This is a genomic window from Streptomyces botrytidirepellens, assembly GCF_003721215.1.
GTDB lineage: Bacteria > Actinomycetota > Actinomycetes > Streptomycetales > Streptomycetaceae > Streptomyces > Streptomyces himastatinicus.
Window position 1 is genome coordinate 1 of the sequence record NZ_RIBZ01000858.1, and the last position, 22,252, is coordinate 22,252.

16 protein-coding genes and 1 pseudogene are annotated in these 22,252 nt (G+C 72.6%); 7 read left to right on the plus strand and 10 right to left on the minus strand.

Translation table 11 applies throughout. The features are described from left to right. Positions 1 to 188: 188 nt before the first annotated feature. Positions 189 to 1,223: a PT domain-containing protein gene (locus tag EEJ42_RS54055; RefSeq protein ID WP_123108033.1), complete on the plus strand. Its 1,035-nt coding sequence runs from the start codon at positions 189 to 191 to the stop codon at positions 1,221 to 1,223. A gap of 118 nt (positions 1,224 to 1,341) precedes the next feature. On the opposite strand, the gene EEJ42_RS45685 is transcribed toward EEJ42_RS54055, so the two are convergent. From EEJ42_RS45685 to EEJ42_RS45710, 6 genes are all read right to left on the minus strand, one after another. Next, the gene (locus EEJ42_RS45685) at positions 1,342 to 3,141 is read right to left on the minus strand and encodes a GMC oxidoreductase (RefSeq protein ID WP_123108034.1); all 1,800 of its coding nucleotides are present in this window, start codon (positions 3,139 to 3,141) and stop codon (positions 1,342 to 1,344) included. Between the two features lie 28 nt (positions 3,142 to 3,169). Next, positions 3,170 to 4,801, minus strand: coding sequence for a succinic semialdehyde dehydrogenase (locus tag EEJ42_RS45690; protein WP_123108035.1), 1,632 nt, complete (start codon positions 4,799 to 4,801; stop codon positions 3,170 to 3,172). 65 nt (positions 4,802 to 4,866) lie between these two features. Continuing rightward, complete coding sequence (locus EEJ42_RS45695; protein WP_123108036.1) at positions 4,867 to 6,657, minus strand: serine/threonine-protein kinase; 1,791 nt, start codon at positions 6,655 to 6,657, stop codon at positions 4,867 to 4,869. A gap of 104 nt (positions 6,658 to 6,761) precedes the next feature. Beyond that, positions 6,762 to 8,462 carry a serine/threonine-protein kinase gene (locus EEJ42_RS45700; protein WP_123108037.1) on the minus strand — a complete coding sequence of 567 codons (1,701 nt, stop codon included), beginning with the start codon at positions 8,460 to 8,462 and terminating at the stop codon, positions 6,762 to 6,764. A 274-nt stretch (positions 8,463 to 8,736) separates the two neighbouring features. Then, positions 8,737 to 10,092, minus strand: a complete 1,356-nt coding sequence (locus tag EEJ42_RS45705) for a M64 family metallopeptidase (RefSeq protein WP_425473078.1) — start codon at positions 10,090 to 10,092, stop codon at positions 8,737 to 8,739. A gap of 260 nt (positions 10,093 to 10,352) precedes the next feature. Further along, positions 10,353 to 11,693, minus strand: a complete 1,341-nt coding sequence (locus EEJ42_RS45710; RefSeq protein ID WP_123108046.1) for an alpha/beta fold hydrolase — start codon at positions 11,691 to 11,693, stop codon at positions 10,353 to 10,355. Between the two features lie 79 nt (positions 11,694 to 11,772). Here EEJ42_RS45710 and EEJ42_RS45715 point away from each other — a divergent pair, with 79 nt between their 5' ends. From EEJ42_RS45715 to EEJ42_RS45725, 3 genes are all read left to right on the plus strand, one after another. Then, positions 11,773 to 13,197 (plus strand): tetratricopeptide repeat protein, encoded by a 1,425-nt coding sequence (locus EEJ42_RS45715; RefSeq protein WP_246097857.1) that lies wholly within the window; start codon positions 11,773 to 11,775, stop codon positions 13,195 to 13,197. Positions 13,198 to 13,675: 478 nt separating this feature from the next. Beyond that, positions 13,676 to 14,344: a response regulator gene (locus EEJ42_RS45720; protein WP_123108040.1), complete on the plus strand. Its 669-nt coding sequence runs from the start codon at positions 13,676 to 13,678 to the stop codon at positions 14,342 to 14,344. Next, a complete protein-coding gene (locus EEJ42_RS45725) occupies positions 14,341 to 15,534 on the plus strand; it encodes a sensor histidine kinase (protein WP_123108041.1) in 1,194 nt (397 codons plus the stop codon). The genes EEJ42_RS45720 and EEJ42_RS45725 overlap by 4 nt, the downstream gene beginning before the upstream one ends. A 19-nt stretch (positions 15,535 to 15,553) precedes the next feature. Here the strand turns inward: EEJ42_RS45725 and EEJ42_RS45730 are convergent, their stop codons facing one another. After that, a complete protein-coding gene (locus EEJ42_RS45730) occupies positions 15,554 to 15,931 on the minus strand; it encodes an STAS domain-containing protein (protein WP_039938647.1) in 378 nt (125 codons plus the stop codon). Positions 15,932 to 16,239: 308 nt separating this feature from the next. Between EEJ42_RS45730 and EEJ42_RS45735 the strand changes: the two genes are divergently transcribed. Then, entirely contained in the window at positions 16,240 to 16,821 is a 582-nt protein-coding gene (locus EEJ42_RS45735) for a sigma-70 family RNA polymerase sigma factor (RefSeq protein ID WP_123108042.1), read from the plus strand. Beyond that, a complete protein-coding gene (locus tag EEJ42_RS45740) occupies positions 16,818 to 18,275 on the plus strand; it encodes a zf-HC2 domain-containing protein (protein WP_123108043.1) in 1,458 nt (485 codons plus the stop codon). The genes EEJ42_RS45735 and EEJ42_RS45740 overlap by 4 nt, the downstream gene beginning before the upstream one ends. 19 nt (positions 18,276 to 18,294) lie before the next feature. On the opposite strand, the gene purU is transcribed toward EEJ42_RS45740, so the two are convergent. Both purU and EEJ42_RS45750 read right to left on the minus strand, forming a co-directional pair. Further along, positions 18,295 to 19,164, minus strand: a complete 870-nt coding sequence (purU, locus tag EEJ42_RS45745) for a formyltetrahydrofolate deformylase (RefSeq protein ID WP_123108044.1) — start codon at positions 19,162 to 19,164, stop codon at positions 18,295 to 18,297. Between the two features lie 74 nt (positions 19,165 to 19,238). Beyond that, positions 19,239 to 19,739, minus strand: a complete 501-nt coding sequence (locus EEJ42_RS45750) for an SCO4402 family protein (RefSeq protein WP_184503587.1) — start codon at positions 19,737 to 19,739, stop codon at positions 19,239 to 19,241. Positions 19,740 to 19,857: 118 nt separating this feature from the next. Here EEJ42_RS45750 and EEJ42_RS45755 point away from each other — a divergent pair, with 118 nt between their 5' ends. Beyond that, positions 19,858 to 21,180, plus strand: a complete 1,323-nt coding sequence (locus EEJ42_RS45755) for an ABC transporter substrate-binding protein (RefSeq protein WP_123108045.1) — start codon at positions 19,858 to 19,860, stop codon at positions 21,178 to 21,180. 86 nt (positions 21,181 to 21,266) lie between these two features. Here the strand turns inward: EEJ42_RS45755 and EEJ42_RS51540 are convergent. Then, positions 21,267 to 22,252 (minus strand): annotated as a pseudogene (locus EEJ42_RS51540) (hypothetical protein); the annotation flags it as partial.

The window sequence follows — 22,252 nt, forward strand, 5'->3', positions numbered from 1 at the left end:
CCACGGTCGGCGTCCCGGGGCCCTACGCCTGTTCCGGATCATGCCTTCTGAGGCTTCTGCGGATTCTGTGACCATTCTGTGAGCAACCGTGAAGGCAACCTTTCGGCCATATGGATGGTCATGTACGTGCAAACCGAACGCACGGCCATTCCGCGCCCCACCGCGACGGCCTTCCAGAAGAGGTCTTCATGAAGATTCGCCGCACGCTGGTGGCCGCCGTAGCCACGGCCGCCATAGCCCCCGCCGCGCTGCTCGCCGCGCCCGCCGCCTTCGCCGAATCCGACCCGTCGCCCAGCCCGACGGTCACCGCGCCGGGCGACGAGGAGTCGGTTCCGCCATCGGAGGAGCCGACGGCGGAGCCCACCGACGGCTCCACCGGCGGGCCTTCCGGTGAGCCCACCGACGAGCCGACGGACGAGCCGACCGACGAGCCGACGGACGAGCCGACGGACGAGCCCACCGATGAGCCGACCGATGAGCCCACGGACGAGCCCACCGACGAGCCGACCACCGAGCCCACGGCGACGCCCACGGACATCCCGACCGACCCGACCTGCGAGGAGGCGTCCGAGGAGGCCGCCGTCACCACCGAGCTGCGCGGGCTGCCCAGCAAGGTCGTGGCCGGTTCCGGCTGGGTGCCGTTCACCTTCCGCACCACCAACACCTCCGACAAGGCGATGAAGTCGGTGGACGCGTACGTGAAGATGTACGCCATCAGCAAGGACGAGCTGGAGGACGTCTCCAAGCTCCTCACCGTGCAGTCGTACGACGAGGACAGCGGCAGCTGGAAGTCGATCAGCGACGAGGCGGGCTACTTCGGCTCGATCGGCGAGCTGAAGCCCGGCGAGTACGCCGACGCCAAGCTGCGGCTGAAGGTCGACGCCAAGACCCCCGGCAGCTACGGCTTCGGCTTCGCGATCGGCGCGTACCACAACGAGGACGACGTCTGCGGCTACTCCGAGGCCATGGAGTACGAATTCGACGTCCTGGTCGCGGGCAGCAAGCCGGGGCCGATCGACGACGCCAAGGGCAAGCCGGGGGACAAGGGCAACCGGCCTGCGCCGAAGGGGGGCGCCGAGCTGAGTGAGCTGCCAGTGTCCGGGGCGCTGGCGAACACCGGGTCGTCGTCCGCGCTGCCGATGATCGGGCTCATCGGTGGGGTGGCCATGGCTGTCGGTGGCGGGGCCGTGTTCGTTGTGCGGAAGCGTCGCGTTTCGGCGTGACCTGTACGCCGTGCCGTGGGGTCACCCCGGAGCGGGGTGGCCCCGGGCGTTGCCCCGGAGGGTTTCGTTGTCGGGTGCGGGCCGGTGGGTGGGTTGTGCCCACCCGTTCCGCCCCCAGCTACCGCTGGGAGGTGCCCCCGGGGGAACGATTGCCCACAACGTGTAGGGCTGCGAATGCCGTTTTGGGGACTGTTGGGGTCTTCGGGGCTACCGGGGACACCCTCGCGTACGGCTCACCTGGGGCCGGGCGGGGGTCCTGCTCGTTTTTGTTGGGCCACAGGGACATCGCCCGTTCCGCCTGCGCCGTGATGGTCAGGGACGGGTTCACGCCCAGGTTGGCCGAGACGGCGGCGCCGTCCACCACGCAGATCCCCGGGTGTCCGTACAGCCGGTGGTACGGGTCGATCACGCCCTCCTCCGCCGACGCGCCGATCGGGCAGCCGCCCAGGAAGTGGGCGGTCAGCGGGGTGCCCATCAGCTCGCCGACGTTGCTGCCCGGGAAGCCGTTGATCGACTCGGCGAGGTGGCGGGCCGCCGCCGCGCCCTCGGGGATGTGGTCCGGGTTGGGCGTGCCGTGGCCCTGGCGGGCGGTGAGCAGCCCCTTGCCCAGGCCCTTCGCCTTGCGGTACGTGGTCAGCGAATTGTCGTGGGTCTGCATGACCAGGCCGATGATGGTGCGCTCGGACCAGCGCCGGTTGGACAGGGACCGCGCGGCGAGCGTCGGATGGCGGAGGTTGGCCGCGAGGAAGCGCAGCCAGCGCGGGCCGCGGCCCTCCGGGATCTGGAGGACGGACATCATGCCCATCGCGTTGGAGCCCTTGCCGTAGCGGACGGGCTCGATGTGGGTGTTCTCGTCCGGGTGGACGGACGAGGTGATCGCGACGCCACGGCTGAAGTCGGGCCGCTCCCCGCGCCGGGCGCGGTAGCGGCGGTCGGTGGTCTGGGCGCCGACCAGGGCCTCGGAGTTGGTGCGGGTGAGCATCCCGAGCCGGTCCGACAGCCGCGGCAGGAGGCCCCGGTCGCGCATGGTGTGCAGCAGAGTCTGGGTGCCGTACGTACCGGCGGCGAGGACGACGTACCGCGCGCGCAGCGTCTTCGGCTTGCCCTTGCGGCGGTTCGCGGTCGGGACGGCGGTGACGTGGTAGCCGCCGTCCGGGGCGTCGCACAGGGCGACCACGGTCGTCATGGGGTGGATGACGGCACCGGCCCGCTCGGCGAGGTGGAGGTAGTTCTCGTTGAGGGTGTTCTTGGCACCGCGGCGGCAGCCGGTCATGCACTCCCCGCACTGGGTGCACGCCCGGCGGGCCGGGCCCGCGCCGCCGAAGTACGGATCCGGGACCGTCTCCCCCGGCGCGGCCTTCGCCGACCCGTCGGAGTCCTCGCCGTCCCCGAAGAAGACGCCGACGGGCGCCATGTGGAACGTGTCGCCCACGCCCATCTTCTCGGCGGCCGCCTTGAGATGGACGTCGGAGGGGGTCATCGTCCGGTTGAGGCGGGCGCCGAGCATCCGCCGCGCCTGGTCGTAGTGCGGCTTCAGCTCCTCCTGCCAGTCGGTGATGCCGCCCCACTGCGGGTCCCGGAAGAACGGCTCGGGCGGTACGTACAGCGTGTTGGCGTAGTTGAGCGAACCGCCCCCGACCCCGGCGCCCGCCAGCACCATCACCTTGCCGAGGAGATGGATGCGCTGGATGCCGAAGAGGCCGAGGGCCGGGGCCCAGAGGTAGTTGCGGAGGTCCCAGGAGTTCTTGGGCAGGGTCTCGGGCGTGAAGCGGCGGCCCGCCTCCAGGACGCCGACCCGGTAGCCCTTCTCGGTCAGCCGGAGGGCCGAGACGGCTCCTCCGAACCCCGACCCGACGACGATGACGTCGTAGTCGTACACGTCGTCCTGAGTGTCATCGGCGTGCTTGTCCCCTGACACCGGGTACCTCCCGTTCGATGCGTACCGGTCAGCGCAGCCGCAGTGCCTTCATCGCGCGCAGGCTGCGGCTCATGAAGTCCGCGTACTTCTCGTCCGTCAGGCCGAAGGACGGGCCGAGCGGCATCAGCCGCTGCTGGGCGACCGTCTGCGCCTCGGTGTACTTGAGGATGCCCTCCGAGCCGTGGCGGCGGCCGAGGCCGGAGTCGCCCATGCCGCCCATCGGGGACGCGACGCTGCCGTACGCGGCGGCGTACGCCTCGTTGACGTTGACGGTTCCCGCGCGCAGCCGGGCGGCGACCGCGCGGGCGCGCCGGCCGTCCTGGGACCAGACGCTGGCGTTCAGGCCGTACGCGGTGGCGTTGGCGCGCCCGACCGCCTCGTCCTCGTCGGAGAAGCGGTAGATCGACACGACCGGGCCGAAGGTCTCCTCGGTGCACACCGCCATCGGCGCCTCCACGCCGTCCAGGATCGTCGGCTCGTAGAAGTACGGGCCGATGTCCGGGCGGGGGCGGCCGCCCGCGACGACCGTGGCGCCCTTGGCGACGGCCTCTTCCACATGGCGGGTGACGGTTTCCAGCTGGCGTTCGGAGACGAGGGAGCCCATCTCGGCGCCGTAGGCGAGGGCCGAGCCGAGCCGCATGGCCTTCGTACGGGCCGCGAACCGCTCGATGAATCCGTCAGCCACCGACTCGTGGACGTACAGCCGCTCGATGGAGATGCACAGCTGTCCCGCGGAGGCGAAGCACGCGCGGACCGCGCCCTCGGCCGCCCGGTCGAGGTCGGCGTCGCGCAGCACCAGCATGGCGTTCTTGCCGCCGAGTTCGAGCGAGCAGCCCACCAGGCGGGCGGCGGCGGCCTGGGCCACGCCGCGGCCGGTGCGGGTGGAGCCGGTGAACGAGACGTAGTCGGCGTGCTCGACCACGGCCGGGCCGACCACGGGGCCGTCCCCGGCCACGATCTGCCACACCCCGGGAGGCATTCCGGCTTCCAGCATCAACTCGCGCGCCCACAGGGCGGTCAGCACGGTCTCGGTGTCCGGCTTCATGACGACCGCGTTGCCCGCGACGAAGGCGGGTATCGCGTCCCCGACCGACAGCTCCAGCGGGTAGTTCCACGGCACGATCTGGCCGACGACGCCGCGCGGCTGGCGCAGCTCGGTGACCTTGGTGAGCGTGGGGACGACGCCCACGTGCGACGTGGGGCGCAGATAGCTGTGCGCCTTGCGGCCGTAGTGGCGGGCGGCCAGGACGACGCCCTGGATCTCCTCGTGGGCGTGCAGCCGGGTCTTGCCGGTCTCCAACTGGATGAGGTCCAGGACCTCCGACTGGCGGCGCAGCAGCAGGTCGTGGAAGCGCAGGAAGACGGCGGCACGGGTGCGCACCGGGGTGGCGGCCCAGGCGCGCTGGGCCGCGCGGGCCTGCTCGAAGGCGGTGGCGACGTCCTCGGGGGTGGACTCGGGCAGCCCGGAGGCCAGGACCTCCCCGGTGAACGGGGTGTGGTTGACGGTGCTGCCGCTGCCCACGATGCCCCGGGCGAGCCGGGCGACCAGCTCGGGGGTGACGACGTCGGCGGCGGTCCGGGTGCCCCGGGCGGCGACCGGGTTTCCGTCGGCGGGCGACGGTATTGCCTGGTCCTGTGCGCTGTCCTGCGAGTCGGTCATGGGGGCGAGCGTAGGGCCCGGCCGGGGGATTTGGGTACCCGGCGGTAACTATTTGTGGGCGACGTTCAGATGCCCTCGATCTTCAGGTTCTTCACGACGTCCTCGTACAGCTCGTCCCCGGTCGCCCGGGCGTCGCCCCTGGCGGGCATCGTCACGGTCAGCTGCCAGGCGACGTGATCGTCGCTGACGTAGATGTGATCGCGGTTCAGATAGAGGATGCGGTTCTCGTCGCTGCTGGTGCCGGGCTCGTAGAAGGTGGTGTTCAGGTCCTTCGCCGGTTGGCCCTGCTGCCGCGTCGCCTTCGCCTTGCCGCTGCTCGCCTCGTCCATCGTCGAGAGGGCGCCGCTCTTGTAGTACGCGACGGTCTCCCCGGCCACGCCCGCGGCGTCCGTGATCTTCCGCTCCGGGTCGGAGACCAGCTTGGTGAGGGTGATGGTGTAGACGCCGCTGGGGTCGCCGAAGGTGACGCTCGGCGCGTTCTCGTCGCTGTCGTCCTGCACCCGCTTGTACGCGCTCGGCACCGCCAGCGAGGCGGCCACCACATCGCGCTCCTCGCGGACCGTCCAGCCGGTCGGCAGGGGGCTCTCGCTCGCGAAGGGCTGGGCGAAGACCAGCACGAACACGGACGCGATCACCCCGAGGGCGGCGCCCAGACCGAACTGCGCCGTGCGGTTCTTGTGCAGGATCGGCGGTACGAAACGGCTGCCACCCTGCGCCGCACCGCCCTGGACCGCACCGCCCTGCGCCGCCGGGCCGCCGCCGTATCCGCCCGCCGTGAGCACCGTCGGAAGCGGCTGCTGCACCGGCCGTACGACCGACTCCAGCGCCTCCCGCGTCTCGGCCGCCGACGGGCGCATGGCCGGGTCCTTGAGCAGCAGCCGCATGGTGATGGAGCCGAGCGCGTCCGGGCCCCGCGCGGGCCGCTGCGGTTCGGCCGACAGCACGGCCTGGAGGGTCGCGGGGGTGTGCGAACGGCGGAACGGGGACATGCCCTCGACCGCCGCGTACAGCACGACGCCCAGCGACCACAGGTCCGACGCCGGACCCGGCCGCTGCCCCAGCACCCGCTCGGGCGAGATGAATTCGGGCGAGCCGACGAAGCCGCCGGTCTCCGTCAGCCCCTGTTCGCCCTCGACCTGCGCGATGCCGAAGTCGGTGAGGACCACCCGGTCGCCCCGGCCGAGCAGCACGTTGTCCGGCTTGACGTCACGGTGCAGCACACCCGCCGCGTGCGCGGCCGACAGCGCGCCCAGCACGGCGAGCCCGATCCGGGCCGCCTCGCGCGGGTCGAGCGTGCCCTCCGCCAGCCGGTCGGCCAGAGAATCGCCGCGCACCAGCTCCATGACGATCCAGGGGCGGCCCTCCTCGACCACCACGTCGTGGACGGTGACGACGGAGGGGTGGTCGATCCGGGCGGCGGCGCGCGCCTCGCGCTCCATCCGCTGATAGACGGTCTGCCGCTCGCGGTCCGGCAGATGGTCGGGCACGCGCGGCTCCTTGACCGCGACCTCGCGGTCCACGATCTGGTCGTGCGCCCTCCAGACGGTGCCCATGCCGCCGTGGCCGAGGCGCCCGAGGAGCCGGTAGCGGCCGCCGATGAGCCGCCCCGAGTCGGGGCTGTGGTGCGCGCTGTGAGCCGGGCGCGGATCGCGCGGGTCGTACGGTGCGGCAGCGGGGCGCTGCCCGGAAGCCTGCGTGGGCTCGTACGCACCGGGCCCCGCCGCCTGTCGCGGCGGCGCGGGCGGCACCGCCTGCTGCGGCGCCTGCTGCGGCGGTGCCTGTGGCGCCGCCTGCTGCTGCGGCGGCCGCAGATCGTAGCTGCTGGGCTCGTTCGCCCGTCCCCCGTCGTTCGTCATGCGCAAATCATTACCCGGTCGGGAGTGAACACCGCCACCCGCCGATGGGCTGCGGAGACGGCTCGTGACAAAGCCGTTGCGACCGGGGTCAGCGCTAGGGGGTCCTAGGCGCCGGTCCGGGTGAACGTGGCGACGGCCGTATCGAAGTAACGTTTCCCCTCGACCTTCTTCTCCACCGGGACAGAAAGCCACAGGTCGTACATCTTGCCGCCCTCGTTCCAGCTCAGATCGAAGGTCTGCCGCGAGCCGCCGTCATCGGCCGAACCGTCCCAGACGAACGCCCACAGCGCCGCCGGGCGCCCGTTCTGCGTGGTCTCGATGACCTGCCCGTTGCGGTAGCCCGGGTAGTCACTCGGCCCCTGGGCGTCCGCCTCCCGGCTCACCGCCAGCGGGCCCCGCGGGTCCGGCTCCTGGGGGTGGATGCCGATGCGGAACTCCAGGCCGGGCGAGTTGTAGTAGACCCGGGGCGACTTGTCCTGGCGGGCGAAGCCCTCCGGCACGGCGAGCGAGAACCCGGCCGGGTCATGGACCAGCTCGTACCCCTCGGGCACCCCGCCCGACGGGCTCGCGCCCGGCTCGGGGGACGTGGACGCCTTGGGGCCGGTGGACGCCTTCGGGCCGGTGGACGCCTTCGGTTCCTGGGACGCCTTCGGGGAGGCCGTGCGGTCCGTTTCCCGCGCGGCTGGTTCCGCGTTCGTGTCCTTGCCGGGGTCCTTCTCCGCGACCTGCGACGCGCCGCCGTCCCCGGCCGTCGCGCCCTTGCCGCCGCCGTCCATCAGCGCCATCGTGCCCGCGCCCAGCCCGGCGAGGGCCACGACCGCGGCGACCGCCATCAGCACCGTACGGCGCTTGGGGGAACGCTTGTCGGGGACGGTCGGGGCGACCGGGGTGCCCTGGGGACCCTGGGTGCCCGCCGGGGGCGCGAGCGACGTGTTCGACTGCGTCGGGGTGCGCTCCACGCGGAACCCCGAGGTGTCCCCCGAGCCCAGGTACGTGCGCAGCGTCCGCGTCGCCTCGTCGGCGGTCAGCCGCGTCTCCGTATCGCGCCGCAACAGCCCCTCGATGAGCGGCCGCAGCGGACCGGCGGCCTCGGGTATGTGGATGTCCTCGTAGACGACGGCGTGCAGCACCCCCGCCACGGAGTCCCGGTGGAACGGCGACGCGCCGCTGACCAGCGTGCACAGCAGCACGCCGAGCGACCACAGATCCGACTCGGGCCCGGTACGGCGGCCCGACATCCGCTCCGGCGCCGTGTACTCCGGCGAGCCCACGAACGCACCGGTCTCGGTGAGCGTCGTCGCCCCGTCGACCTGCGCGATCCCGAAGTCCGTCAGCACGACCCGCTCGGTGCCCGCCTCGACCAGCACGTTCGCCGGTTTGATGTCCCGGTGCAGCACCCCGCGCGCATGCGCCACCCGCAGCGCGTCCAGCAGCGCCGCCGCCACCCGGCCCGCCTCGTGCGGGGCGAGCGGGCCCTGCGCGCCCAGCCGGTCGGCGAGCGAGGCGCCGTCGACCAGTTCCATGACGATCCACGGATGGCCGTCCTGCTCCACGACGTCGTGCAGGACGATCACGTTGGGGTGCTTGATCTGCGCGACCGTACGGGCCTCGCGCAGCGCGCGTTCGCCCCGTAGCCGGTTGTCGGGCCCGGAGCCCTCGTCCACGTGGAGTTCCTTGACCGCGACATCGCGGCCCAGCAATTCGTCGACGGCCCGCCAGACCGTGCCCATGCCGCCGCGGCCGAGCCGCGAGACCAGCCGATAACGCCCGGCCAGCAGGCCGGTGATTCCCCCGGAGTTACCCATGGGCTCATCTTGCCTCACGGCCTCGGCGGCCCTTCCGCCCGGTAGGCGCCTCCGGCGCCTTGTGGGATGAGCCGCGCGCCGGGGGAACGCGAGCGTGCGCGCTCGCCCTTGGGGGCGATTGAGCGGAGGGGGGCCGATCGGGGATCGTGGAGCGTGCCGATGTTACAGGGGCGGACCGCGGCCGCCCCGCATCGACCGACGGACCACATGAAGCCGCCCCGCGGCGGGGGTCCACGGGGCGGCGGTTCTAGGGGGCGGCGGCTGAGGAGGCGTTTCAGCTGGCGCCGGGGACCTTCCAGGTGCGGGAGGCGGTCAGCAGCTTGCGCAGCGCGGGATCCTTCACCGCGCGGGTGGTGTCCGCGGCCTTGGCCGTGACGGTGTGGGGCCTGCCGTCGGACGGGACGCCGAGCGACGCCGGGGTGACGGTCTTCTTGCCGCGGGCCGCGGTGACTTCGGCCCCGTCCACGTACCACCGCAGCGAGGCGGCCTTCGACACGCTCACCTTGAGGTTCGCCGCCCGGGCGACCGATGCGCCGGTGCGAGTGCGGCTGCTGAGCACGCTGGCGTGACGGTAGAAGCCCGCGATCATCGCCTCGCGCCCGGGGAGGCTGTACTCACGGCCGAGCGTGCGCATGATCGAGTTCTCGGTGGGGCGGTTGAGGCCCTTGGGGTAGTAGCGGCTGCCCTCGTACGCGCCGACCGTGCCGCCGTCCGGTGAGGTCTGGCCGATCCAGCGGTACCACTTCCGCTTCTCCGCGGTGAGCTGGGCGGCGGTCAGCTTGGTGGCGTTGGGCTCGCCGGGTTCGGCGCCGGTGTAGGTGCCGTTCGCTGCGTACACGTACTCGTCGGCGAGACCGCCGACCGAGTGGCCGGTCTCGTGGACGGCGACCTGGTCGGAGTCGGGGTGGTCGGAGGAGGCGGTGGCGATGCCGTCGTAGCCGGCGCCGGAGCTGACCGTGTAGCCCGCGCCGCCGTACTTGGCGGAGTTGGACAGCACGACCACCAGGTCGGCCTCCGGCGCCTTCGCGGCGTACGACGCGACCTTGCCGGTGTCGACGCACAGCAGCCGCTCGGTGCCGTCGCACCAGAAGTAGGAGTCGAGGGCGGTGTCCTTGACGACGCCCTTGGACGGATCGCCGGAGACGCCGGCCTGGTTGGAGACGGCGTCCACGGACCAGACGTTGAAGAGGTTCCGGTAGGCGGCGTACGGCTCGACGGCGGAGATCTGCGCCCATTTGGAGCGCACGTCGGCGTGGAAGTCGTCCTGCTGGGCGGCGGTGTAGCCGTCGCCGACGAAGACGACGTCGACCTTGTCGGCCGTCGGGCCGTTCTCGATGACGGAGCCGACGTCGCCGTCGGCGGCCGTTTCGGCGGCGGAGAGCGCGCGGTCGCCGCGGGTGAGCCGGGCGGGGGTGTCGGCCGGGACCTCGGTGTGCCGGGGGTGCCCGCCGGGGCCGGTGAAGTACTCCACCTCATGGGTGCGCTCGGCCCGCCCGGAAACGGCGGACGCCGGAGGGGCGGACGCCGAAGGAGCGGACGCCGAAGGAGCGGCAGCAGACGCCGAAGGCGTGGCGGACGCGGCGGACGCGGCGGCGCTCATGGCCGCGGCGACCACCGCCGTCAGCGCCACACCTCCGGCGACGACAGCGGAGCGTAAGGGTCTGTGACGGCGTCGCCATATCCCTCTGCGCACGGGGGCTCCCGACGTGTGCTGCGTAAGCGGCCTGTTAAACACGATTAATTCGCGGCTCAACCTAAGGCCAAAGGAAGTCCCAGGCAACGGGAACTAGGGAAATCGCTAAAGAAATCGACCATCGGGCCCTATATCCGGGCTCACCGCCCACGCCGAGGTGACGCTTCGTCACCCCGTCACGCCGCTTCGTCACGTCGTCACACCGCTGCGTCCCGGGCGAGCGCCAGCAGCCGGTCCATGACCCGGCGGCCGCCCGCCCGTACCCCGTCGTGCTCGAACTCGTCCGTCACCCAGGTCCGCAGCCCCCGGATCGCACGGGCGGTGGCCAGCGCGTGCGCGGTGTCCACGTACAGGTCGTCGTGGTAGATCGCGGCGGCCACGGGGACGGTGTTGCGGGCGAGCCGCTCCGGGGCGTACAGCGGGCCCCAGCCGGTGCGTTCGGCGAGCAGTTCGGCGGTGCGGCGCAGCGGGCGCAGCGCGGCGTGGGTGTCCAGCATCCAGGGGTGGACGGTCTCTCCGGTCAGCAGGACGGGGCGGTCCTCGGCGGCCGACCGTACGGCGTCGAAGCGCGGGAACGCGTCCCGTACGCGGTGCGCGGACCAGGCGGTGGGGCGGCCGTCCTGGGCGTAGATGGACTCGTGGAGCAGGGCGTACAGGGGGCTTCCGGCGCGGGAGAGCACGGCGGCGACCTGCTCGGCGAACGCGTCGGCGAGGCGCGGTCCGGAGGCGGTCTCCACGAAGGGGTTTTCCAGGAGGTGGTGGAGGCGGTGCGATCCGTCGCCGGTGCCGAGCAGGATGCCGAGCTGCTGGAACGCCTCCGGGGTCAGCCGGGTGCCCTCCGGCAGCACCTCGTCGTGCGCGGCGAGATGGCGGACGACGCGGCGGACGGTGTCCGCGTCGCCGGGGTAACGGTCGTAGTGGGCGAGGGTCTTGCGTTCCATCCGCGGATAGGCGGCCCGGTACACCTCGTCCGCGCCGATGCCGAGTCCGGGCAGCCCGCCGGTGATGAGCACCGTGTCGAGCCCTTCGGGCGCGTACGACAGGTAGGTGACGGCGCAGAAGCCGCCGAAGCTCTGGCCGAGGACGGTCCAGGGGCGGCCGCCGGTCAGCCGGGGCCGGATCAGCTCGCAGTCGCGGACGATCGAGTCGGCACGGAAGTGGGCCAGGTAGTCGGCCTGCTGCTCGGGGGTGCCGCGCAGCGGCAGGGTCTGGCGGGTGGCGGGCGTGGAGCGGCCGGTTCCGCGCTGGTCGAGGAGCAGCACCCGGTATTCATCGAGCGCGCGGTCGAGCCAGCCGGAGCGGCCCACCGGGCGGTCGGCGCCGAAACCGGGCCCGCCCTGGAGGTAGAGCAGCCACGGCATCCGCTCGCGCTCGGCTTCCGAGACGTCCGCGGCGACAACCTCTCGGCCGTAAAGCCGGATCCGCATCCCTTCAGGAGCCTTATGGTCGAGCGGTACGTCGAAATGGTGGTCGGTGAGGAGCAGTCCCGGCTGACGGACGGTCGCCGTGGCGCCCGGCCCTTCCGGTGCTGTATCCATCGCCTGCTGCATCTTGTCAATCCTCACGTAAATGGACTTAGCCCGGCGCTTAAGTTACCGCCGGGGAGAAGAGGGCACGGTGGCCGAAAAGAGCGCCGGAGACGGTCGGGCGGCGGGGGCGGAAGGTACGGCGGAGATCGGGCGCCGGGTACTCAGGCTGCGCACGGAACGCGGATTCACCCAGCGGCAGCTGGCCGAACCGGCGTACACCGCGGCGTACGTCTCGACGCTGGAATCCGGGAAGGTCCGCCCCTCCGAGGTCGCCCTGCGCCACCTCGCCGACCGCCTCGGCGTCACGTACGAGGAGCTGGCCACCGGCCGTTCCCCGCAGGACGCCACCCGGCTGCGCGCCGGACTCACCGACGCCCGGCGGACGCTGGCCACCGGCGACACCGAGGACGCGGCCGCCCGCTTCGCGGCGCTGAGCACCGAGGCCGACCGGCTCGGCTTCCCCGACGAGCGGGCCGCGGCCCTGCTGGGGCTCGGCGACTGCGCCATGGAGACCGGCGAACTGACCACCGCCCGCGACCACTTCGAGGCCGCCGAGAAGCTGCTCGCGGACGAACCGCTGCCGCGCCGCGTCCCGGCGATCCGCGGCCGCGCCGTGGCCCATCTGCTCGCGGGCGAACTGCGCTACTCCTGCTATCTGCTGGAGAGCGCCATCGACGAGCTGAACGCCTCCGGGCTGCACGACCCGAACGCCCTGCTACTGCTCTACACCGCCTCCATCGCCCCGTACATGGACATGGGGGCGCACGCCCGTGCGGTGCGCGCCGCCGAACTCTCGCTCGCGCTGGCGCCCAGCGTGGACAACCCGGAACTGGTCGCCCAGATGCACCGCGGGGTGGCCCGCACCCTGATAGCGGAGGGCCGCACCGCGGAGGCCGACGCGTCGCTGGCCAAGGCGCAGGAGCTGTACGAACAGCTGCGGCTGCGCACCGACCTGGCGCACTGCCACTGGATGCGCGGCTACGTCCACGCGCAGGACGGCGACCTGGAGCGCGCGGAGAGCGAACTGCGCATCGCCCGCGACATGCTGGCGTCCAAGCGGGCCACGCTGTTCACCATGCAGGTGGAAGTGGAACTGGCGGACGTGCTGCGACGGCGCTGCCGCACCGCCGAAGCGGAGGCGCTGCTGCGGCCCCTGCTGACGAGATCCGACGGCGATCACGGGGCCTCCCAGGAGACGGTCGAACTCACCGCGGAGCGCGGCGCGGTGCACGCGGGCGGCGCCCACCGGCTGCTCGGGCTGATAGCCGACGAGCGCGGCGACGCGGAGGGGGCGGAGGAGCACTACTGCGCGGCCCTGTCGCTTCTGGAACGCACCGGCGCCGCGGGCGACCTGGCCGACCTGTGCCGGTTGCTGGGCGATCTGCTGCGGCGCGAGGGGCGGTTGGAGGCCGCGATGGACGCGTACCGCACGGGCCTCGGCCACCGGGCCGCGCCGGGCACCACCACGCTGGGCCCGGCCCCGGCCGAACCGCCCATCGAAGGCGCACACTGACGCGCACCGATGCGTTGGCACGTTGGTGCGCCCGCCGGGCCGGGGCCGCTCGGGGTTGGTCAGGCCCCGACGGGCCGGTCCTCCCCCAGCGAGGGCCGGTCGGCACGGCACGGCGGGCGGATCAAGGGGTGAACAGGCCGCCGCGTGTGGGGGTCGCGGCGGCCTGCCCGACGCCGTAACGCCCCGCTTCGAGCCCCGCACCGCGGCCGGTTTCGGCCACGGCGGTCACGGCGCGCCGAGAGGCCGTATGACGCGCTGAGGGGGCGAGGGGTCGGGTGTACCCCGCGGAGTGGTGCGGCATGTGATCCACTGTGCCCGGCCGCGGACGCGGTGGACATCCGTCCCTGGTCTTCCCTCGCCCCCCGCCGATCGGAGGGGTGATCCCCCCAACAGGGCGGAGGAGACCACTCCATATTGGTGCGCCGATGCGGCAGGCTGTGCGAACAATGCGCATGACAGCTACGGGAGGGAGCGGCCGGTGATCCGTGTTGCGGTGGTCGACGACGAGGCGCTCGTACGATCCGGCCTGCGGCTGATCCTGGGCACGGCCCCGGACATCGAAGTGGTCGCCGACTGCTCCGGCGGAACGGCGGTCGAGACCGTGCTCGGCAGCGAGGCCGACGTGGTGCTCCTCGACATCCGCATGCCCGACGCCGACGGGCTCACCGTACTCGGGCAGTTGCGGGCCGCGCCCCGCTCCCCCACCGTCGCCATGCTGACCACCTTCGACGCCCAGGAGTACCTGACCGCCGCGCTGCGCGCCGGGGCGGCCGGATTCCTCCTCAAGGACACCGACCCGGAACAACTCGTCCGCGCCGTACGCACCCTCGCCCAGGGCGGCAGCGTCCTCGACCCGGGCGTCACCGGGGCCGTCATCGGCGGCTATCTCGCCGCCGAGGCCGAGGCGACCGCCGCCAGCGCCGTCGACGCCCTCACCCCGCGCGAACGCGAAGTGCTCGCGCTGCTGGGCGAGGGGCTGGCCAACCCGCAGATCGCCGAACGGATGGGGCTCGCGCCCAGCACCGTCAAGGACCATGTGCGGGCGGTGCTCGGCAAACTGGGCGGGCTCAACCGGGTACAGGCCGCCATCGTCGCCGACCGGGCCGGGCTGATCACCAGCCGCCCGGGGGCGGGCGGACCCCGGTGACCGCGGCCTCGCCCGCGTCGCCCGCCCCGCCCACGGCGCCCGCGTCCTGGCGGCGGAGGCTGCCGGGGTGGGCGCAGCGGTGGGGGCCGCTGCTGGTCCCCGTCGTGTTCGCCGTGGCCGACGCGCTGCTCGTCAACGGCGTCACCCTCGGCCTGGAGCTGAACGTCTCCCTGGCCGCGGCGGCCGCCCTGCTGCTGCGCCGCCGCTTCCCGGCGCCGGTCTTCCTGGTCACCCTGCCCGGCATCCTCATCGGCTACATCTGGTTCGCGCCGATGATCGCGCTCTACACCGTGGCCGAACGCCGCCCCGGCCCACGGCTGCTCGGCGTCTCGGCGCTGCTGCTGGCCGCCGCGCACTTCGTGCCGTGGCCGGTTTCCGACTTCGAGCCGACCGCGTACCGGGAGAACACGCTCACGCTCATCGACGCGTGCATCACCTCCGTCGGCCCCATCGCCCTGGGCCTGCTGGTGCGCACCCGGGGCGAACTCGCCGCCCGCCTCGACGACCTGACCCGCAGCCGCCGCCGCGCCGACGAACTGATCGCCGAGCAGGTGCTGAGCACCGAACGTGCCCGGCTCGCCCGCGAGATGCACGACGTCGTCGCCCACCAGGTCAGCCTGATCAGCCTCCAGGCCGGGGCGGTGCAGATCAGCGCGGACGACGCGCAGGCGCGGGAGGGGGCGCGGACGATCCGCGAGCTGTCCGTACGGACGCTGGACGAACTGCGCCACATGGTCGGCATCCTGCGCGCGGCGGGCGGCGACCTCGAACAGCTCACCCCGCAGCCCCGGCTGGCGGACCTGCCGCGGCTGATCGAGCTGAGCGCGCTGGACGTGGCGTACGAGGAGGCCGACGACGCACGGCGTGCCGGTCGGCCGGAGGCGGTGGAGCGGGCCGCGTTCCGCATCGTGCAGGAGGCGTTGACCAATGTGCGCAAGCACGCACCGGGGGCGCGGGTGACGGTACGGGTCACGGAGGCGGCCGCCGAAGGGCGGGGGCTGCGGGTGGAGGTCCGGAACGGCCCGCCGGACGCCTCAGCCGTGGCGCCGGGTCTGCCGGGCGGCGGCCACGGGCTGGTGGGGCTGCGGGAACGGGCGGTGCTGCTGGGCGGCACGCTGCGGGCGGAGCCGACGGACGAGGGGGGCTTCGTGGTGCTGGCGGATTTTCCGAAGGTGCCGCCGCGGCCGTAGCTCTCCAGCCGGGCCGCGGCTACGCCGAGAGGGAGTCGGCGGTGTTCCGCTCGCCGTCGTCCGGTTCCGTCGCCACCATCAGGTTGGGATAGACGTCGAACAGGCGGCGGACGCCCAGGGCCGCGAGGACGCGGTGCACATGGGAGCCGTGGGCGGCGTCCTGGGGCGGAAGGATCAGTCTGAGCTTGCCCGAGCACGACCGCATCAGGCGGCGCGCGGCGATCAGGACGCCGACGCCGCTGGAATCGCAGAAGCGAACCTCGGAGAGGTCGAGCACCAGTGAGTGGCGGCCCTCGGCGACCGCGTCGTGCACGTGCTGCCGGACCGCGGGCGAGGTCACGAGGTCCATCTCGCCGGAAACCTGTAGGACGACCCACTCCCCCCGTCCGTCCTCCATCACCTTCAACGTCACGCGCTCGAAGCCCTTCGCTCGCAGCTAACCGGAATTTGCTGTTCCAGAGCGGCTGCCCGCCCGGCACCGCATAAAACTCCCCCTGTCTCACGGCATAGGAACGAGCCTATGCCCCGCCGAAGCGTTTCGTCCCACCGCTCCTGCGCACCGTGACCGGCCCAATACCATCCGCAGCCGCGTTGTGCCGCACTTTGCCGCATGGAGGCGCGTTGTGTCAGCCCCCGGCACTACATTCGATATGAAGGTGGGCATAGTGCCAGGAGACCCGGCCGACGAACAGGGATGGGGGCCGCATGGCGAACGACGCACCGCCCCGCTGGGACCGCAGGATGCAACAGCGGCTGGCGCGCGGCGAAGCCGCCGCGCTCGGCGAGCTGTACGACCGCTTCGCCTCCCTCGTCCACCATCTCGCCCATCGCGTCCTGGAGGACGAGGACGCGGCGGACCGCATCACGCGCGAGGTGTACGCCTACGTCTGGGAGAACCCGGACGCGTACGACCCCAAACAGGGCTCCCTGCGCTCCTGGATCGCCACGCTCGCCCACCGCCAGGCGGTGCACCGGCTCCGGTCGCAGACCGCCGAGGACGGCGAGGGCGGCGAGGGCGGCGATGACGTCGCCGCCGAGGAGCGCATCCGCGACGCCTCCGTCGCGGCCCGCGCCGACTACATCGTCACGTCCATGCCCGCCCCGCTGCGCGCCGCTCTGGAGCTGGCCTACTTCGACCGCCGCGACTACCGCCAGGCCGCCGCCGCCCTCGGCGTGACCGAGGACGAGGCCAGGCGCCGCCTGCGGCTCGGGCTCCAACTGCTGTCCACGGCCTACGTCCCACCGCCGCGCACCATGGCGCCTCCCGGTTACGGGCGGGCGCTGTGAGCGGCGCGGGCGGCCCGGAGCGATACGACCCCGGCGACATCCCCGAGTACGGCGAGGGCTCCGGCGACGGCAGAGACGGGCCCGGCAACCCGTCGGGCACTCCCCCCGAACCGGCCGGGCCGCCCCGCATCCCGACCCCGCGCAACGCCGCCGAGGACACCAGCGGCTGGCCGGGCCTCCTGCCACTGCTGCCCGAACCGGAGTCCCCGGAGGAACCGGAAGGCCAGGAAAGCCCGGAAGAGGCGGAAAGCCCTGAAGGGCCGAATAGCCCGGAAAGTCCCGCCGAGGCGCCTCCGTTGCCCCGGCAAACCGACACATCAGAGACATCCGCCACACACCGACCGCCCTCCCACGACGTCCTGCGGTCGCTCCTCGGCGCCTGGGCGCTCACCGCCTGCTCCCCCGACGAGACGGCCGCCGTCGAGGCCCACCTCAACCACTGCACCTCCTGCGCCGAGGAAGCCCTGCGGCTGCGCGAGGCCGTGGGGCTGCTGCACGCCGAGCACAACCTCGACCTCGACCCGCTGCTCCGCTCCCGGGTGCTGGCCGGGTGCCTCGGCCGCCGCCCCGCGCGGATACCGGTGCCCGGCTGGGCCGCCGCGTACGACGCGGAGGCCGCCCGGCTGGACGCGCTGCTGCGGGACATGGGCGAGGCCGAGTGGCGCGCTCCGGTGCGGCTCAAGTGGTACGACGGCCGACGGCTCACCGGCCGGGACACCACCGTCGCCGGGGTGATCGGGCACCTGATGGTGGTGGACGGCGTCGTCGCCGCGTCCCTCGGGCTGCCCGATCCGCTCGGCGACCACGCCCCCGGCTCGCTCGCGGCCCGTACGGAGGCGTACTGGCACGCGGAGCCCGACGCCGCGGGCGGGACCGGGCCGTCCACCCTGCTGCGGGAGTTGTGGCGGGAGCAGGGGCACGCGCTGGTCCGTACGGTGTCGTTCGCCGGGCGCGGGGCCTCGGATCTCTCCGTTCCGTTCGGGGACTTCACCCTGCCGGTCCGCGACGCGTTCCTGGACCGTGCCTTCGAGTGCTGGGTGCACGCCGGGGACATCGCCGAGGCCGTCGACTATCCGTATGAACTCCCCGGCTCCGCCCACCTCAAGGCCATGATCGACCTGTGCGCCCGGCTGCTGCCCGACGCGCTGGCCCAGCGGCGCCGCGCCGGGCTCGCCGCACCGCCGCGCCGTCTGGTCGAGGCGGGCGCCCCGGGCCGTACGCTCCATCTGGAGGTCGAGGGCACCGGCGGCGGCAACTGGTACATCCCGCTGGACTCGCCGGCCGCCGTGGGCACCGCGGAGGAGGCGGTGGCCCACATCGCGCTCGACCCGGAGACGTTCTACCAGCTGGCCGCCGGGCATGTGCCGCCGCAGGAGGCGGCGGTGGGGCAGCTCGGGGACGTGGAGGCGATCCGCGACGTGCTGTTCGCGACGGCCTCGCTGTCGCGGCTGTAATCAGCCGTATCCGGCTCGATCAGCCGAAGACGACCGTCCGGTGGCCGTTCAGCAGCACGCGGCGCTCGCTGTGCCACTTCACCGCGCGGGCCAGCGCCTGGCACTCCACGTCGCGACCGACCGCCACCAGCTGGTCCGGGGTCAGCTCGTGGCCGACGCGCTCGACCTCCTGCTCGATGATCGGGCCCTCGTCCAGGTCGGCCGTCACGTAGTGCGCCGTCGCACCGATCAGCTTCACCCCGCGCGCATGGGCCTGGTGGTACGGCTTGGCTCCCTTGAAGCTCGGGAGGAAGGAGTGGTGGATGTTGATGATCCGGCCGGACAGCTGCTTGCACAGGTCGTCCGAGAGCACCTGCATGTAACGGGCCAGCACCACCAGCTCGACGTTCTCCGCCCGCACCAGCTCCAGCAGCTCCGCCTCTGCCTGCGCCTTGGTGTCCTTCGTCACCGGGATGTGCCGGAACGGGATCCCGTACGAGCCCACCAGCTCCTGGAAGTCGGTGTGGTTGGAGACCACCGCCGCGATCTCCACCGGGAGTGCGCCGATCCGGGAGCGGAACAGCAGGTCGTTCAGGCAGTGCCCGAACTTGCTGACCATCAGCACGACGCGCATCTTCTGGTCCGCCCGGTGGATCTGCCAGTCCATCCCGAAGGACTCCCCGACCGCCGCGAAGCTCGCCCGCAGGTCCTCCACCTTCACCGGGGAGACGGCGCGGAAGTGCACCCGCATGAAGAAGAGCCCCGTGTCGCGGTCCCCGAACTGCTGGCTGTCCTCGATGTTGCAGCCGGTCATGAAGAGGAAACTCGACACGGCGTGCACGATGCCCTGCTTGTCCGGGCAGGACAGCGTGAGGATGTACTGGTCGGGAACAGAATGCGACTCGCTCATGACTCCATAGCGTCGCACACCCGCGACACCACTCAGGACCGTCGCCGCCAGGGGGCGTCTTGCCCCCTAGGCGACTAGGCGACCCGCGTCATGATCGACAGTACCTCCAGGGTGCGCGGCGGGGCGTCCGGATCCTCGCCGTCGTTGGTGGCCAGCCGCACATGGGCGTCGCGGGCCGCCCGCACCGCCTCCGGCCAGCCGTGGTGTTCGAGGTACGCCGAGACCGGGGCGTCCGCGCCGACCTGGTGCAGGATCCTCAGGACCCGCAGCACGGCGACGTCGACGAGCGCCGCCTCCTGGGAGTCGCGGAAGATCGTTCCGACGTACTTCTCGGCGGACCAGTTGTCCAGCCAGGTGTCCTCGACCAGCCGGTAGACCGCGTCGGTGACGTCGCCGTATCCGGATTGCCCCGCCAGCCAGCACTCCTGCTGGAAGACCGGGTCAGAGAGCATGTGCAGCCCCGAGCGCACGTTGGTACGCCAGCGCCACCACGGCATGTCGTTGACAGGCATACCGCCCATGGTGGTCGAGCGATGGCCGCGACGGGAAGACTTCTCCGAACCTTGCACAGTGATCGATCGTACGTTCTTCACACACGGGGACGCATCGACCCCCGGGTGTTCACCTTCCCGATACCTGTGCGTTCCCCGACAGAGCGGAAGTGTTCCGTCCGGAGCACCAGGCTCCCATACCATGACCCGACGGCGACGCCCCTCCCCCCGCCCCCTCCGAGCAGCCGCCGTCACCGTACTGTGCACCGCTGCCGGCGCCTCCTCGCTGACCGGCTGCGGCTCGCTGCCAGGGATGGCGAAGGGGTCCGACAACGACAAGCCCATCGTCGTGATGACATGGGCCCCCGAGGGCACCAAGGCGACCAATATGCCGGGAATGCCCGCCATGGCGCAGGCGTACGCCCGCTGGGTCAACGCCAGCGGCGGCATCCACGGCCGCAAGCTCAAGGTGATCACCTGCAACGAGCGCAACGACTCGGTCCAGGCCGCGCGCTGCGCGCAGGAGGCGGGCAAAGCGAAGGCCGTCGCGGTCGTCGGCTCGTACAGCCAGCACGGCCGCTCCTTCACCTCCCCGCTGGAGGTCGCGGGCATCCCGTACCTCGGCGGCTACGGGCTGACCCAGGAGGAGTTCAACAGCCCGTACTCCTACCCGGTCAACGGCGGCCAGGCCGCGCTGCTCGCGGGCAACGGCCGCCAGCTCGGCTCCCGCTGCGAACGCGTCTCGCTGGTACGCCCCGACACCATCGCGGGCGACGAACTCCCCGAACTCCTCGACGCCGGCCTCAAGGCCGCGGGCCGCCGGCCCGCCCACGACATCCGCGCCCCCGAGGGCGCGGGCGACTACAGCTCGCAGGCCAGCACCGCCCTGAAGGACGTCGGCGCCGACAGCTCCCTGGGCTCCGCCACCGCGGGCGCGGAGATGGACAGCTCCTGCGTCACCGCCGCGCTCGGCAACCGCACGGGCACCTTCTTCGACTCCTTCCGGCGCGTCCAGGAGGATCACCCGAAGGTCCGGATCGCCTCCATCATGGGCAGCGTCCGGCAGTCCCTGATCGACAGCACGGGCGGCAGCAGCAGCCCGCTGGAGGGGACGTACGCCACGGGCTGGTACCCGGCCCCGGACGATCCGCGCTGGGGTCCCATGAAGAAGGTGATCAACAAGTACGCCTTCGACGACAACCGCATCGACCCCGACGACGCCGGAACCCAGACGACCTGGATCGCCTACACCGCGCTGCGCTCCGTGCTGATGTCCCTGAAGCCGGACGGCATCAGCGCGCGCACCGTGCGCAACGCGCTGGACCACGGCCACAAGGTCGACACCGGCGGGCTGACACCCCCGCTGCGCTGGGGCTACAACGACCCGCTGAACGTGCCGGACTACCCGCGGATCGTGAACGCCGACGTCACCTACCAGGTGGTGCGCGACGGGCGGCTGGTCGCGGTGCGCAAGGGGTTCGTCGACGTGGCGAAGACGCTGGAGCGGTACGGCCCCCGGGACTGAGCGGCCCGATTCACCCCGACCGCCTGATTCCGGCGGCGTCGACGGGTCCAGGGTCCCTGAACCCGTCGTCCTGTCGGCTCAACGGCTCACAGCTGGGTGGCCTCGTGTTTGGTGAGGCCGTACTTCCCGGCGAGCGGGTTCCACAGCTCGGCGGCCTTCCGCTTGGCCGCGGTCGCCTCGCCGCTGGCCCGCTCGGCGGCCCCGACCCGCCCGGTCCGGCGGGCCTGGCCCTTGGAACAGCCCTTCTTGCCGCGGGCCTGATCGGCCCACGCCGCGTACTGGTTGTCGGCCTGCGCGGAGGACTTCCACGCCTTGGTCAGCGACGCGGTCAGCTGGGCCTGGTTCGGCAGCTTGTCGACGGTCAGCTTGCCCAGCCGGGTCACCAGGTCGTTGCGCTGTCGGGCGGCCGTCCGCAGGTCCGAGGCGGCCTTGGGCAGGGCCTTGCAGGACTTGATGTTGTTCACGGCGTTGATCACCGCCGAGCGGCTGTTGTTGCTGTCCTTGAGCAGCGCGTCCAGCGCCTTCGCCTGCGGCTCCGCGGGATCGGCCGTCTTGGACGGCTCGTCCTCGGTGGCGCTCGGCTCCGAGCTGCCCAGCGTCGTGTTGTCGTCCTTCTTCTCGTCGTCACCGCCCGCGCTGAGCGCGGCTCCGGCGGCGAGCCCGGCGATCCCGCAGCCCGCGATCACGATGCCGATGAGCACGGCGGGCGACATCCGGCGACGGCTGCCGGCGCGGGCGCCTCGGCCACCGTGCCCGCCGCCGCTGTCCGCCGGGGCCGGGGCGGTGAACTGCGGCAGCTGCTGCGTCTCGCCGGGGGAATCGGCCCCGGCACCGGCGCCCGCGGCGCCGCCCTCGGCCCGGAACAGCCCGTCGAACTCGGAGGGCGGCGGCCGGTCGCCCGGACGGCCGGGGCGGATCGCGAAGGGGGAGCCGGTGGGCTTCGGCGGCTGCTGTTGCTGTTGTTGCTGCTGATGCCGACCGCGCCGGGACCGTGCGGCCTGCGGCGGCTCGGCGGCCGGGACCGGCGTCGGCAGGACGGCGGTCTCCTCGGCGGCCCCCGCCGGGGCGGCGG